We start from the raw sequence: 14262 nt of genomic DNA, 5'->3' as shown, positions 1-14262 counted from the left end.
TAGGGTCCGTACCATGGTACAGGATCAAGACCATTATTCGTTGACGATCGGCAAACTTGCTTCAGCCGGAGGCGTCAGCGTTGAGACAATCAGATTCTATCAGCGCAGAGGTCTCTTGAACGAGCCAACGCGCGAGGGCGGTATCAGGCGCTACGGCGTTGGGGACGTGCGCCGCCTAAACTCTATTCGGCGGGCGCAAGCGGCCGGCTTCACTCTTGAGGAAATCAGAGAACTTCTAGAGCTTGATAAGAGCGACGATCGCAGCCGAGCTCGTCAACTCGCCCTAGCGCGCGTTGAAGCACTCACGACCAAGATCGAGCAGCTTCAGCGAGCCCGAGATGCGTTGACGCGCCTCGCTCACGAATGCAGCCATTCAGAGAGCGGCGCGTGCCCTATACTGGCTAGCTTTGAGCCTTGAACTGAGCAACCAAACGGAAGGAATGTCTGCTTAGGGTCGAAAGCAGACATTCGCTCATGTCGCTCCCGCGGCAGGAAAGACCCACAAGCCGACATTCGAAGCCGCTTTCACGGTGCCGAAATTCGGACTCTCATTCATCTAGCTCTGTGTCCGGTCGCGGATTGTCACCGTTCGAACTCGTTGCGCCAAGTCTCGCGACGTGGCAGATTCATGGTTCGTTCTAAAGGCCGATGAATAATGGCAGATGGCAGTGCAATTGAATGGACGGACGCGACGTGGAACCCGGTCACGGGATGCACGAAGATCACGGCCGGCTGCGACAACTGCTATGCTGCCCGGTTTTCCGAGCGCTGGCGCGGAATTCCCGGCCACCCATTCGAGAACGGCTTCGATTTAACACTTCGACCGGAGCGGATGGCGCAACCTCTTGCTTGGAAGCGGTCGCGAATGATCTTTGTTAACTCGATGAGTGACCTGTTCCACAAGAAGGTTCCGCGCACCTTCATCGACTTGGTGTTCGACACAATGGAGAGGGCCGACTGGCACGTTTTCCAGGTGCTAACGAAGCGCAGCTCTCTGATGCGCGAGTATCTGAATAGCCGGTACCGCAATGCCTCTCCTCCAGCCCACATTTGGCTGGGGGTCTCAGTTGAGGACGGCCGCTCCTCATCTCGGATAGTCCACCTCCGTCAGGCTTCGGCCGCCGTACGCTTCCTTTCAGTTGAGCCACTGATCGGAGCCGTCGGTCCAGTCGACCTTACCGGCATTCACTGGGTGATCGCCGGCGGCGAAAGTGGTCCTGGTGCCAGGCCAATGAAGATCGATTGGGCACGAGAGATCCGGGACCAATGCGCCGAGCAGAGCGTGGCGTTCTTCTTCAAGCAGTGGGGAGGTATCCGTCCTAAGACGGGCGGTCGCGACTTAGACGGTCGGGAATGGAACGAGCTCCCAGTCCCAGTCGCCTCCCGGGCCGCATGATAGCCGCTGCCGCCCACGGCATCGAAGTTCATGCTTTTCCGTTCTGCTTCGAGCACAATTCAGACAGACCCCGGTGGCAAACTTGGAACTAGCAGAGCATCGCTTTGGCGGCAGCTGGACTGAGATCAAGCTTAACGCTGTCTCAGATTACCTAAACTTCTACACCGCAGCGCTTAAGGCCAAGCCATCGCCCGCCGATCCCTTCGAAACTTGGTATGTGGATGCCTTCGCTGGTACGGGCGACCGAGCCGTGGACGGTGGGCCGAGTGGCCTCTTCACCATTGGCGGGGGCGTTCTCGATCGAGCCCGTTTCGAAGGATCGGCACGACGCGCGCTGGCGATCGATCCCCCTTTTCGCCACCTCGTTTTCATCGAGAAGAACGCAGGCCGGTTCAGCGCCCTCGAGCGGGTCAGGAACGACTTCCCGAACCGCGACATTCGCTGCGTCCAAGGAGATGCGAACGAGCAAATCCGGGAGATCTTTACCAGAGGACCATGGGTCGCGCATGGCCGAAGCGGTCTGCAGCGGGCGGTCGTCTTCCTCGATCCCTACGGCATGTCCGTCAGGTGGGATACGTTACGTTTCTTGGCGGAGACTAGTCGCGCCGACGTCTGGTACCTCTTTCCGCTGCATGCAGCGCTGCGCCAGCTCAGTCACGATCATGCCGCATTAGATCCGAGCAAGAGAGCCGCACTCGACGAGGTCTTCGGCACGTCCGACTGGGAGACACGCTTCTACGACTATCAGCCCGCTCCGACGGACCTGTTCGACCTCCCTCCACCGACAGGCCCAAGCCGCAATGCCGACCCAGGCAAGGTTGAGAAGTTCGCAGCTGAACGGCTTCGATCCATCTTCAGCTTCGTGTCGGAGCCGATTCCAATATTGACACGGCGGAAGCTGCGTCAGTTCTCGCTCTTTCTCTTGAGCGGCAACTCCAACGAGCGCGCGATCGATCTGATTAAGAAGGGCGTATCAGCACAGATCAAGAAGTATGGTGCAAGGTAGGGTCGGCGCCTTCGAAAGGTTTACGGCTCCCCACTAATGCATAGTAAGGTGCTGCTGAAGAAGGGCCGCTCACGAGATTACCGCGCTTCAGCCTGAATGGTGAGAGGCAGCTCTTCGCAGAAACGGTGAGCCGGCGTAGCCGGCTCACCTGCGTGCTTCAGACCTCAGTCGCTTCAGCTAGGGTGAGGGCATCTTCGACCTCAACGCCCAAGTACCTGACCGTCGTTTCGATCTTTGTGTGCCCGAGCAGTATCTGCACGGCTCTCAGGTTGCCTGTCTGCTTATAGATCAAGGCCGCCTTGGTTCGCCGAAGTGAGTGGGTGCCGTATTCCTCACGCCGGAGCCCAATTGCGGTCACCCACTCATCAACCAGACGAGCATACTGTCGCGTACTGATATGGTAAGAGTGGTCGATCCGGCTTGGAAACACGAAGTTGTCGAGCGAACCGCGACGCCGCTCCAGCCCGTCCAGCAAACTCGTCCTTGCTGGCTCCAGCAGTTCGAACTGGACGGGTCTGCCGGTCTTCTGCTGGATGACGATGGCGCGCTGGCGGATACGTGCGCCACTCACTAGTTCGCCGATCCGGATCTTCACGAGATCGCAGCCACGAAGCTTGCTGTCTATTGCAAGGTCGAAGAGGGCGCGGTCTCGAAGTCGGTGCTCCTGTTCTAACCAGAAGCGCACGGCCCAAACCTGCTTGGGATGGAGTGGCCGCTTCGCGCCTAACTTCCGACCGGCGTTCCACGCAGCGCGGCAGTCCTGCCCGGGATCATAGTTCGAGTGTCCCATCGTTCATCTCCTGTGGCCATGAGCGGCCGGGAGAATCAACGAGTGCTCTCGAAAGCATGCTTTGGCTGATCCTGGCCGGTACCAGACCGTCCGCCTCATCGCGCTAGATAGATCGATCTGCCGTTCGTTCATTGAAATGCGCGGGCAGGCACTTGAAAGGGAGATCACCTCACTGTGCGGAAAACTGTCCAGCAAAATGCCTGAGAACTGCTCCAAGGTGTCAGATGGTTTTCAGACCATGCTTCGATGAGTTCGAAATTAGAACCAAACTCGGCCTGAAGCGCGGGAACGTCGTAACGTTGGACAGGCAGACCGCTGCAGCGTTCAGGTCCATCTAGAGCGAACGTCGCCATGATGACAATTCCCTTAGGTGACAGGCCCTCAAGAAGCCTCTGCTTGTAGCGCTCGCGATCGTTCGCGTTTACGAGGAAGTGAAATACAGCTCGGTCGTGCCAAACGCTCCAGCGTCGATCCGGCAACCAAAGACGGATGTCTTCGGCTATCCAGCGCACCTTCGCCGCATGATTACCAAAGCTGGTTCGCGATGCGTCGAGCGCCGCTTCAGAGATATCGAGCACTGCAAGATCGTCCCAGCCGCGCTCGATGAGCGCATCCACTAGGGTCGATGCCCCACCACCGACATCGATCAGGCTGTCTGCGGGCGTTGCGCCAATTCTATCGAGTGCATCGAGCGAGGCTGCTGGCGTCGGCTGATACCAGCTCATCTCGGTCGAGCTCTTTGTTGAATAGACGTGCTGCCAGTGTTGTTGGTCGTCGGACATCATCAATCCTATCAACGAAGACAGGTGTCAGTGGAGAAACCAGCGGATCACCAAGGCGATCAAGCCCAGCAACAGGACGCTCGCTGCCCAGATGAGCGCCATCCAGCCAAGCCTTCGCCACAGGCTGGCGCGCGGCTGCGGCGGCTGCGTCAATGATAGCCTTCTTCCGCGACCTTGCCGCGGAATACCCAATAGGCCCAGGCAGTGTAGGCAAGGATGATCGGCATGATGATGGCGACGCCGACCAGCATGAAGACTTGGCTACGCTCCGGAGCCGCTGCGTCCCATATCGTCAGCGCACCCGGCACGACATAGGGCCACATGCTGATGCCGAGGCCCGCCATGCCAAGCGCAAAAACACCAAGCGAGAGTAGGAACGGGCGATAGCGCCGGCGCTTGGCGATGCTACGAAACAGGGCGAAGAACAGGATGGCGGAAAGCAACGGCACCTGGGCCACAATCAGCACGCTTGGCCATTCAAACCAACGGTCCCAATATTGCCGGAAGAGAAACGGCGTGGCGAGGCTTACAGCTGTCAGCAGAGCCAGTGTGGCAATCCCAGCTTTGTGTGCCAGGCGGTAGGCATGCTCTTCGGCGCGTCCGGTTACTTTCATCGCCAGGAACGAGGCTCCGAGGAGCGTATAGCCGATCACCACGCCGATACCGGTCAGCAGCGAATAGGGCGACAGCCAGTCCAACCAGCCGCCAGCATAGGATCGGCCCTCGACCGCGATGCCCTGAAGCAGGGCGCCTAAGATCATTCCCTGAGTCATCGCCGCGATCAGCGACCCGAAGAAAAAGGCGAAGTCCCAGAAAAGTTCATGCCGGGGATCGCGCCACCGGAATTCGAAGGCAACGCCACGAAAGATGAGGCCAAGGAGCATGGCTATTGCGAGTGGGTATGTCGCCGGCAGGATGACGGCGTAAGCGAGCGGAAAGGCCGCGAACAACCCACCGCCACCGAGCACCAACCAAGTCTCGTTCCCGTCCCACACGGGCGCGATGGCATTCATCGCTTGGCTGCGTTCGTCCCCGCGTCGGAAGGTCGGGAAGAGGATGCCGATACCAAGATCAAAGCCGTCCATGACGACGTACATGAAGACCGCAAAGGCGATGATGAACGCCCAGATGGTGGTGAGGTCGACATTGACAGCCATCGGCCTACTCCGCCGCCCCGGGAAGTGGCTCGCGGCCGACCTCCGGCCCCGGATTCTGGGTCGGCCCCGGCGTAATTCCCGCCGTGCGGATCGGCGCCCGCTCGGTGCTGGCCACGCCGCGCTCGCCGACATGCGGAGGATGGCTCATCAACCGCAGGATGTACCAGGTGCCGATGCCGAACAGGGCGAAGTAGACGAGCACGAAGGCGGCGAGCGATGCCGCGACAGCCGGGGCCGCCAGTGGACTGGCGCTCTGCGCGGTGCGGAGAATGCCGTAGACCGTGAACGGTTGGCGTCCGACCTCGGTGGTGATCCAGCCAGCGATCACGGCGATGAAGCCCGACGGCCCCATCAGCAAGGCCGCCCGATGCAGCATCGGCCAGTCGTAGAGCCTCTTGCGCCAGCGCGCGAGCAAGCTCCACAGGCCGAGGCCAAGCATCAAGAAGCCAAGCCCAACCATGATCCGGAACGACCAAAAAACGATCTTCACCGGTGGCTGCCGATCACGGGGAATGGTGTCCAGACCGGCCAAAGGAGCGTTCGGATCATGCTTCAAGATCAGGCTCGATACCTTGGGGATGCCAACCGCATAATCGAGTTGCTGCTTGGCGTCGTCAGGAATGCCGAAGAGGTAAAGCGGGGCGCCGTCCGGATGGCTTTGGTAATGGCCTTCCATCGCCATGACCTTGGCGGGTTGGTGCTCGAGCGTGTTGAGCCCGTGCATGTCGCCTGCGAGGATTTGCACCGGCGCGACCAGCGCGGCCATCCACATCGCCATCGAGAACATCTTGCGCGCATGCAAGTTCGCCCGGTCCTGAAGCAGGTGCCAGGCGCCGACCGCGCCGACCACGAAGGCGGTCGTCAAATAGGCGGCAATTACCGTGTGGACCAAGCGGTAGGGAAAGCTGGGGTTGAAGATGATCGGCAGCCAGCTCGGACCCGGCAGCAGCCGGCCATCGGGTGAGACGACATAGCCCTGCGGCGTCTGCATCCAGCTGTTGACGCTCAGGATCCAGAACGCTGAAATGAAGGTGCCTAACGCAACCATCAGTGTGGCCGCGTAATGTAGGCGCGGACCGACCTTCTTCATTCCGAACAGCATCACGCCGAGGAATCCTGCCTCAAGGAAAAAGGCGGTGAGGACCTCGTAGGCCATCAGCGGGCCGATCACGCCTCCGGCCTTGTCCGAAAAGACCGCCCAGTTGGTCCCGAATTGGTAGGACATCACGATTCCGCTGACGACGCCCATGGCGAAGGCGATCGCGAAGATCTTGAGCCAATATTTGAAAAGGTCGAGGTAGAGCGACTTGCCGGTTTTCAGCCAAAGCCCTTCGAGCACCGCGAGGTAGCTCGCCAGGCCGATGGAAAAGGCCGGGAAGATGAAGTGAAAGCTGACGGTGAATGCGAACTGGACCCGCGCGAGGGTCAGGGCCGTGACATCCGTCAGCACGAAGCTATCCATCCTTTCTTGCCCGGCAGCTTCGCAGCGGCGTGTGGGGCGACCCAATCGTCGAAGATTGGCATGGCTGATCCTAGCGGGTCCACCATAGCCTAGCGGGTCTGACGTTCCAGATCACGCAGCTCAGCTTCCAGCATTGCGCGCGAGATTTCGCCGAAGTGCATCGTCTCGATCTTACCGGCCGAGTTTACGAACAATGTGGCGGGATAACCACTGACGCCGATAGCGGCCGCCAACGCGGCTCCAGGGTCAAGCAGAACGGACCGGCTTGGCAGGCGGCTGCGCTCGAGAAACCCCGCAGCGACGTCGCGCGGCTCGCCGCTGTTCACCAGCAGGATCGCGACGGGAGAATGCGACGCTTTCGCCGCCAGCATTGGCATTTCCCGTCGACACGGCAGGCACCAACTCGCCCAGAGGTTGATCACAAATGGTCGACCACGAAGCTCTGAAAGGACCACCGGCTCGCCGGAAAGCGTGCGAAGGGCGATAGTCGCCGGAACTGGTATAGGTGCAGGGCGGAGAGCTGCTGAGACACCAACGAATGCGGCGCCCAGCACGGCGATCGAGGACGCCATAATCATTACTGGTCGCAGGCGACGCATCGTTACAGCAATCGGCGCCAGCGCGCCCGCCAGGCCGGCCGCCAGCGAAAAGCCGCCCTGCCAAATCCACATGATCGAGAGAGGGTCGGTGGCAAATGCGGCCCAATTCATCAGAACATAGCCGGCGCGTGCTGCCACGATACCGATCACCAGTGCCCACCAACCTGCTCGCTCCGCTCGCGCATCCACCTTCTTGGCGACCACGCTCGTGATGGCGAGAAAGACAGCAAACAAGACAAGCGCCGAAGCCCGGTCGGAAGAGAGGATCAGGGGGCCCAGCTGGAAGGTTTGCGGAAGGGTCATCGCTCAGAATGCCGCCCCAGCACTCTTCCACAGCATGTAGCCGGCAACGACGAAGATCAGCACCGCGAAGATCGTTGAAAGTTGCCCCGAACTCGACAACCGCTTGGCGGCCCGCGTGCCGGCAAAGCTGCCGATCACTCCGCCTACGATGAACACGCCTGCCAGCACCCAGTCGACTAGGCCGGAAAAGGCGTAGTTGGCCGCCGTGGTCAGGCCAAAGGCGGTCACCGCGACGAGGCTGGTGCCCACTGCATTGATCATCGGCATGCCGGTCGAGGCGATCAGGCCGGGCACAATGAGGAAGCCGCCGCCGATGCCGAAGAAGCCGGAGAAGCCGCCGGTGCCCATGCCAGCACCGAGCACCTTGGCCGCATTCTCACGGTTGCATTCGGCGCCTTCGTGCCCTTCTTGCTTGCGCCGGCGAAGCATCAGGACGCCGACCACCACCATCACGATCGCGAACAGGAACAGCAGGCGTTGGCCGTCGAACGCCTTGCCAGCGCTTGACCCGAAGAACGCCCCGATCACGCCGGCGCCGGCATACATCAATCCGCAGCGCCATTTCACCGTGCCGTGCCTGGCGTGGTTGGCAAGACCGGTGGCGGCATTCACGGCGACTGCGAGCGCGCTGGTCCCGATTGCCACGTGCGGGTTCTGGACGCCGACAAGATAGACCATCAGCGGGACCGCGAGGATCGAACCGCCACCGCCGACCAGGCCGAGGGTGAAACCCACAAGACTGCCGGACAGCAGGCCAAGGACGTATTGGAGGGTGTCGACCATCAGGCGGCCTTCGTCATCTCGGCGGGCGAGGCGAGCCATTCGCGGCCCTTGAGCATCGCGTCCCAGTAGATGGCGGGAAGCAGGTCCTTCTTGAGGTGCCATGCAAGCCGAGAGGGCTTCGTGCCGTCGATTACGAACTTCGGGAAGCTCGGCAGAAGCACGCCGCCATACCCAAACTCCGCGAGCAGGATCTTGCCCTTTTCGACTGTCAGCGGGCAGCTCCCGTAGCCATCGTAGATCGCGTGAGGGCTTTCACCCGCGAACACTGCCTCGACATTCTCCGCGACCACCGGGGCTTGCTTGCGGACCGCAGCCGCCGTCTTTGCATTGGACATGCCGCCGATGTCACCGAGCGCAAATACATTCGCGAAATGCTTGTGCTGGAGCGTCATCGGATCGACGTCGACATAGCCGGCCCGATCAGCGAGCAAGCTGTTTGTCACGATCTCCACCGGCTTTTGGGGAGGCGAGACATGCAACATGTCGAACGAGCGCGTGATTTCGCCCTTGGCCGATCTAAATGTGGCCACCCGCGCCCGCCCATCGACAGCAACTAGATTGCTCTCAAAGTGTGGATCGATCCCATAGCGCTCGATCGTCTCTTCGAGCGCGGGCACATAATCCGCGACGCCGAAAATCGTTGGAGCGGCGCTGTGGAACTCCACGCCGATGTTGCGGAGAACTGACGTGCGCTCCCAGTGATTTGCAGAGAGGTACATGGCCTTCTGCGGCGCGCCGGCGCACTTGATGGGCATTGGCGGCTGCGTGAACAATGCTCGACCTGCCCGCAGGCCTTGCGTGAGTTCCCATGTATACGGTGCCAAGTCCGACCGGTAATTGGACGTGACGCCATTCTTGCCAAGGGTCTCGGTGAGACCGGAGATGGCGTCGAAGTCGAGGCGATTTCCAGTCGCGACGATGAGGATGCGGTAGCCAACGACCACCCCGGTCACGAGAACTACTTCATTGATGTTCGGCTTGAGACTCTTGGCCGACGTTCTCAACCAGGTCACCCCGCGCGGCATGACTTTCGCCATGGGCCGACGGACATCGGACAGGTTGAAGACGCCGGCACCGATCAAGGTGTAACCGGGCTGGTAATCGTGAAACTCGCGCGGCTCGATGACGGCGATGTCGAGTTCCGGGTCGCGCCGGAGCAGGGACGCGGCAGCGGCAAGGCCGCCTGCACCCCCGCCGATGATTACAATATCATGCTTCAGCATTGTTGATCTCCCGCGAGAGGCGCTGGCGGAAGGGCTCGAGATCGTAACCTTCCTTGGCTGCGATCCCGATCCGCTCATCGGCGGTCAGATTGGCCTGATTGGCCAGCGCCCACATTAGGGCCGCGCGGGTGCCGCTGCGGCAAAAGACCGCAATCGGCTTTGGCAGCGTGTCGAGCGCCTCGCGGAAATGGGCAATCTGTTCGTCGGTAATCTGCCCCATCACGACGGGGATCTGCAGGGCACTCATATCGGCCTTTGCCGCAGCCGCCTGCAGATCGGCCCATGCGGGTTGATCCTCGCTCTCGCCCTCCGGACGATTACCGATGATCGAGCGGTAGCCGCGTTGTCCAAGGGCAGCGATGTCATCCGGCGCGGGCTGCGCGAGAACTGTAACGTTGGGGGTTAGGACGGCAAGCTTCATGAATCAGATTCCTTATGCTTGGACGCGAGCGGCGCCCATTTCCAGAAGGCGATGAAGGGCCATTCCGAGAATCATGGCCCCGACGAAGGGGAAGACGGCGGCCGGAGCCAGGGCCAGCGAGGCGATGGCCGGACCGGGGCAGAGGCCCGCAAGGCCCCAGCCGATCCCGAACAGCGCAGAGCCGGTGATCAGCTTACCGTCGAGGTCGGTGCGGTCCGGCAAAGCGAAGCGTTCACCGAAGAGCGGACGCACCATTCGCGCCTGCAAACGCCAAGCGATCGCCATGACGATCACCGCGCCTCCCATAACAAAGGCCAGCGTGGGGTCCCAAGAGCCGAACAGGTCGAGGAAGCCGCGCACCCGTGCCGGGTCGGTCATCCCGCCGATAGTGAGCCCGCCGCCGAACAATGCGCCGGACAGCAACGGTGGCAGAAGGTGCCGTAAACGGTCCATCACCGAGCTCCTAGAATGGTCGTGATGGCGACAGTGGCAATGCCGGCGGCCATGAAGGTCGCCGTGGCAACCATCGAGCGAGCTGATAACCGGCTCACGCCACACACGCCGTGACCACTGGTGCACCCGCTGCCGACCCGCGTGCCGATACCTACCAGTAAGCCGGCAATTGCAAGCACTGGCCAAGGTGCGAACGATGCCTTCTGCGTACCCATGGCGGCTGCCGCGAGGATGGCACCCAGCGGCAGGCCCATGAGAAACAGCCACGCACTGCTGCGCGACATGCCGCTTTCAGCCAGCCCGGTGGCGCGCGCGGTGATGCCCGACACGCCGGCAATCCGGCCGGCTCCGAGCAGCATCAGCGCTGCGGCAAGGCCGATCAGGACACCGCCGACTAGACCATGGAGCGGCTGCGCATTGGCGAAGATGCTGCTCATAGCAGATTGATCGGCTGCTTGAGGTAGCGGACGCCATTGTCGTCCGGCTCCGGCAGGTGACCGCCGCGCATGTTTACCTGCAGCGAGGGCAGGATGAGCTTGGGCATCGACAATGTCGCATCGCGCTGGGTGCGCATTGCGACGAAGTCGTCCTCGCTCACGCCCTCATGGATGTGAACGTTGCCCGTGCGCTCGGCGAGCATGGTGGTTTCCCACACGAACTCGTCACGATTGGGTGCCTTGTAGTCGTGGCACAGGAACACGCGCGTTTCGTCCGGCAGCTGCATCAGCCGGCGAACGGAGCGGTAAAGCTGCCGCGCGTCGCCACCTGGGAAATCGGCGCGCGCCGAACCATAGTCCGGCATGAACATGGTATCGCCCGTGAACAGGGCGTCGCCGACGACATAGGCCATGTCGGCCGGCGTGTGACCGGGCACATGCAATGCGATCAGCGGGATGCCGCCGATGTCGAGCACATCCCCATCGTCGAGCAGCCGATCGAACTGCGACCCGTCACGCGCGAACTGGTTGCCCTCGTTGAAGATCTTGCCGAAGACCCCTTGCACCGTGACGATCTCGCGCCCGATGGCCAGCTTTCCGCCAAGCTTGTCCTGCAGGTACGGAGCGGCCGAAAGGTGATCGGCATGGGCGTGGGTCTCAAGGATCCAATCGACCGTGAGGCCCTGCTCTTGCACGTAGGCAATGATCTTGTCAGCGCTATCAAAGCTGGTGCGGCCAGAGGCTTGGTCGAAGTTCCAGACGCTGTCGATGATCGCCGCGCGCCCGGTCGCAGCATCGCTGACGACGTAGCTGACGGTGAACGTCGGCTCGTCGAAGAACGCCCTCACCTGCGGAGCGCGGAGTTCGCCATGAATGACATCGGCGACTTGAGAAGCCGCGTGATCCATGTGTCGGTCGTCGATTGAAGTGGTGGTCATCGGACTAGCTCCTGCGTGAATTTGACGTCCCGAGATCGGGACAGAAAAGATCGTGAAGGAGGGCGAGGAGTTGCTGCGCCTTTGGGTCGCAGACGCGGTAGAAAACCGTTTGCGATTCCTTGCGGGTGGCGACGAGCCCCTCATCGCGCAGCTTGGCGAGATGCCGAGACAACGCCGATTGTCCTAGGCCCACCCGGTCCTGCAACTCACTGACCGAAAGTTCGCCCTCGGCGGCAAGGTGGCAAAGCACCAGCAGCCGGCATTCGTTGGCCATCGACTTGAGGAGACCCACCGCCTTCTCAGCCTGCGCGCCAAACCTCGCCAGTGACTCAACGTCCATGCGTCACTCCATAAGAGAACGCTTATTTAGCATTTTCTAATGGATCGTCAAGGCTCTGGCGTCGGCTCGCTCAATGAGCATCGTAGGCGTTAGCAGCTGGGGAAGCAGTTCAGGCCTTTGTCCCGGGCGGACGAAAAGGTAGAAGGGAATGCTGTTTCGGCCGTTTTTGGCTAGGAAACGGGTCAAAGCGGGGGCGCCAGTCGTCCAATCGCCACGCAAAGTGATCACACCCGCGCGATCAAACGCCGCTCGAGTTTCTAAGCGATCGATGGCCATCTTCTCGTTGACCTTGCAGGTGAGGCACCAATCGGCAGTAAAATCGACGAAGACTGGCCTCCCCTCCCGCCGCAGCTCAGCGAGGCGCGCTTCGGAGAATGGCTCGCTGCCGGCCGGGGTTGGCGCGCTGACAAAGTCTGCGGATCTGATCGGTGAAGCCAAAATGAGCAGGGTCATGGACAGGACGGCGGGCAATAGCGGAAGCCAGGGTCGTGGCCGCTCTCCGGTTTGCCGACGGCCCATCCACCACGTGGCCGTGCCCAGGATCGCCGCCAGTCCGATAGCAAGGGTCATGGCCGTCGTGCCGCCCTGGCGCCCAATCAGCCACACCAAGGCCACGGACGTCGCGAGCATTGGCAGCGCCAGAATGCGCCGGAAGGTCGCCATCCATGGCCCCGGTCGGGGCAGCAGCCTGCGAACAGGCGGCACAAAGGCGATGACGAGAAACGGCAGTGAGAGACCAAGACCTAAAGCCAAGAAGACTAGCAGCGCGCCTCCGATCGGAAGAAGCATCGCCGACCCCAATGCTGCCGCCATGAACGGTCCGCTGCACGGCGTTGCTACGAAGGCCGCCAATGCCCCCGAGGCGAACGCGCCCGGCGTCCGTTTGCTTTCGACGGACATGGCGGGCAGCTCGAAGATGCCGGCAAGATTGAAGGTTATCGCAACGGAGAGCAGAAACAGGATCAGGATCGTCGCCGGATGCTGCAGCTGGAATGACCAGCCAATTTCCATGCCTGTTCGCTGCAGAACAACCAGCAACAGGCCTAGGGCGCCCGTGCCGAAGAGCGCACCGGCCGTGTAGCCCATTGCCTCAACCCGTGCTTCCCCGCTCGTTCCATCAGACCGCGCGAGCCCCAGCGCCTTGAGGCTGAGGATAGGAAACACGCAGGGCATCAGATTGAGCAACAGACCACCCAAGAGCGCCAGGAGCACGGCAACTGCGAGCGACCCGACCGGCGGCGCGATTAAGCTGCCCGAAGACGGGAGAAGCGCTCTCCGTCCGGCGTCATCACGATCGTGATATGAGACTTGAGGTTGGGCGCCTTGCTCTTGCGAAGCTTGGGGAGGCAGTGCCGATGTCGACGCGGGGACGGGCGCAGGTGCTTTCCCGTCGGAGCTCGCCTCGACGACCGGGGTGAGGCGAACGCGATAGGCCTGCCGACCGTCCGCCAGCACGCCCGTAATCGCCGCCGGCAACGAGCCTGAAAGGCTTGCGTGAAGAACGCCGTCCTCCACTCGTGCGGTCGACGCGTCGAAATACCCATTCCGATCGGGAAAGAACCGAGTTCGATCGCCTTGCAAATGCAGCCCGGCCGGCAGGGGCATGCGCAGGGTGCGACCACGTCGTTCGAACGGGATAGGCGTAGGAACGACCTTCGGGAGATCGGCCTGCGCTTGACGGATCAATGTCGCGTCGGCGCCCGGCGTTCCTGTACCGACAGTGAGTACGACCGTGAGTGTGGCATGCTCGGGCACACAAAGTGTCTCGGAACAGGCAAGCCAACTAATCGCCGCGCTCGCCGGAACGCTCGAACCTGTCCCCAGCGACGTAGGCACATGCACTGATGTCAGCAGGACATGCGATCCCGCATGAACGAAGCTGGTGATACCAGCGACATGAAGGATCGTTGGCGCTGGATGCCGCAGGGGACCGAAACGTAGCCCTCCGGATGCGCTCCACACGACTTGAGGTGCGAGACCGCTGTCTCCCGGGTTCGTCCAGTAGCCGTGCCAGCCCGGCTGCGGTTGAAAGCGTAGTCCGAAGGTGATGGTGCCCCCCGCCTGGGGCTCGTCCGAGCTAGTCAGCAGGGACACTGCGATATGCTGTTCCCGAGCCATCGCAGCGGCCGGCCAGAGGAGTAAAATGAGGGCAAGCAGCAGGCGCATGACGAT

17 protein-coding genes are annotated in these 14262 nt (G+C 61.6%); 3 read left to right on the top strand and 14 right to left on the bottom strand.

What is annotated here, in order from left to right; translation table 11 throughout:
* The first annotated feature begins 13 nt into the window (after window positions 1-13).
* The 3 genes from GCU42_RS13175 (at window position 14) to tcmP (ending at window position 2402) form a co-directional block, all read left to right on the top strand.
* A complete protein-coding gene (locus tag GCU42_RS13175; protein ID WP_114228589.1) occupies window positions 14-418 on the top strand; it encodes a MerR family transcriptional regulator in 405 nt (134 codons plus the stop codon).
* Between the two features lie 237 nt (window positions 419-655).
* Window positions 656-1396 carry a DUF5131 family protein gene (locus GCU42_RS13170; RefSeq protein WP_114228590.1) on the top strand — a complete coding sequence of 247 codons (741 nt, stop codon included), beginning with the start codon at window positions 656-658 and terminating at the stop codon, window positions 1394-1396.
* 73 nt (window positions 1397-1469) lie between these two features.
* A complete protein-coding gene (gene tcmP, locus GCU42_RS13165; RefSeq protein WP_114228591.1) occupies window positions 1470-2402 on the top strand; it encodes a three-Cys-motif partner protein TcmP in 933 nt (310 codons plus the stop codon).
* 157 nt (window positions 2403-2559) lie between these two features.
* Here the strand turns inward: tcmP and GCU42_RS13160 are convergent, their stop codons facing one another.
* The 14 genes from GCU42_RS13160 to GCU42_RS13095 form a co-directional block, all read right to left on the bottom strand.
* Entirely contained in the window at window positions 2560-3192 is a 633-nt protein-coding gene (locus GCU42_RS13160) for a tyrosine-type recombinase/integrase (RefSeq protein WP_114228592.1), read from the bottom strand.
* A 164-nt stretch (window positions 3193-3356) separates the two neighbouring features.
* Entirely contained in the window at window positions 3357-3977 is a 621-nt protein-coding gene (locus tag GCU42_RS13155; RefSeq protein WP_114228593.1) for a class I SAM-dependent methyltransferase, read from the bottom strand.
* A gap of 24 nt (window positions 3978-4001) precedes the next feature.
* Window positions 4002-4127, bottom strand: coding sequence for a DUF2474 family protein (locus GCU42_RS13150; protein WP_114228594.1), 126 nt, complete (start codon window positions 4125-4127; stop codon window positions 4002-4004).
* Window positions 4124-5131, bottom strand: a complete 1008-nt coding sequence (gene cydB / locus GCU42_RS13145) for a cytochrome d ubiquinol oxidase subunit II (RefSeq protein ID WP_114228595.1) — start codon at window positions 5129-5131, stop codon at window positions 4124-4126. The genes GCU42_RS13150 and cydB overlap by 4 nt, the downstream gene beginning before the upstream one ends.
* A gap of 4 nt (window positions 5132-5135) precedes the next feature.
* On the bottom strand, window positions 5136-6581 hold the full coding sequence (locus GCU42_RS13140; protein ID WP_114228666.1) for a cytochrome ubiquinol oxidase subunit I: 1446 nt from the start codon (window positions 6579-6581) through the stop codon (window positions 5136-5138).
* Between the two features lie 101 nt (window positions 6582-6682).
* Window positions 6683-7495 carry a TlpA disulfide reductase family protein gene (locus GCU42_RS13135; protein WP_114228596.1) on the bottom strand — a complete coding sequence of 271 codons (813 nt, stop codon included), beginning with the start codon at window positions 7493-7495 and terminating at the stop codon, window positions 6683-6685.
* A 3-nt stretch (window positions 7496-7498) separates the two neighbouring features.
* Window positions 7499-8278 (bottom strand): sulfite exporter TauE/SafE family protein, encoded by a 780-nt coding sequence (locus tag GCU42_RS13130; RefSeq protein WP_205215011.1) that lies wholly within the window; start codon window positions 8276-8278, stop codon window positions 7499-7501.
* Window positions 8278-9501 carry an NAD(P)/FAD-dependent oxidoreductase gene (locus GCU42_RS13125; protein ID WP_240309530.1) on the bottom strand — a complete coding sequence of 408 codons (1224 nt, stop codon included), beginning with the start codon at window positions 9499-9501 and terminating at the stop codon, window positions 8278-8280. The genes GCU42_RS13130 and GCU42_RS13125 overlap by 1 nt, the downstream gene beginning before the upstream one ends.
* On the bottom strand, window positions 9488-9922 hold the full coding sequence (locus tag GCU42_RS13120; protein WP_114228598.1) for a protein tyrosine phosphatase family protein: 435 nt from the start codon (window positions 9920-9922) through the stop codon (window positions 9488-9490). The genes GCU42_RS13125 and GCU42_RS13120 overlap by 14 nt, the downstream gene beginning before the upstream one ends.
* A gap of 12 nt (window positions 9923-9934) precedes the next feature.
* Window positions 9935-10375, bottom strand: coding sequence for a DUF6691 family protein (locus tag GCU42_RS13115; protein WP_114228668.1), 441 nt, complete (start codon window positions 10373-10375; stop codon window positions 9935-9937).
* The gene (locus tag GCU42_RS13110) at window positions 10375-10812 is read right to left on the bottom strand and encodes a YeeE/YedE family protein (protein WP_114228599.1); all 438 of its coding nucleotides are present in this window, start codon (window positions 10810-10812) and stop codon (window positions 10375-10377) included. The genes GCU42_RS13115 and GCU42_RS13110 overlap by 1 nt, the downstream gene beginning before the upstream one ends.
* Entirely contained in the window at window positions 10809-11720 is a 912-nt protein-coding gene (locus GCU42_RS13105; protein ID WP_205215016.1) for an MBL fold metallo-hydrolase, read from the bottom strand. The genes GCU42_RS13110 and GCU42_RS13105 overlap by 4 nt, the downstream gene beginning before the upstream one ends.
* 34 nt (window positions 11721-11754) lie before the next feature.
* Entirely contained in the window at window positions 11755-12090 is a 336-nt protein-coding gene (locus GCU42_RS13100; protein WP_152569587.1) for an ArsR/SmtB family transcription factor, read from the bottom strand.
* A gap of 36 nt (window positions 12091-12126) precedes the next feature.
* Entirely contained in the window at window positions 12127-14256 is a 2130-nt protein-coding gene (locus GCU42_RS13095) for a protein-disulfide reductase DsbD family protein (protein ID WP_114228601.1), read from the bottom strand.
* Window positions 14257-14262 lie beyond the last annotated feature (6 nt).

It is taken from the genome of Sphingomonas ginsengisoli An et al. 2013 (assembly GCF_009363895.1).
GTDB classification, from domain to species: Bacteria; Pseudomonadota; Alphaproteobacteria; order Sphingomonadales; family Sphingomonadaceae; genus Sphingomicrobium; species Sphingomicrobium ginsengisoli.
Note: the sequence above shows the minus strand (reverse complement) of the source record. Positions and strands in the feature narration are given on the sequence as shown.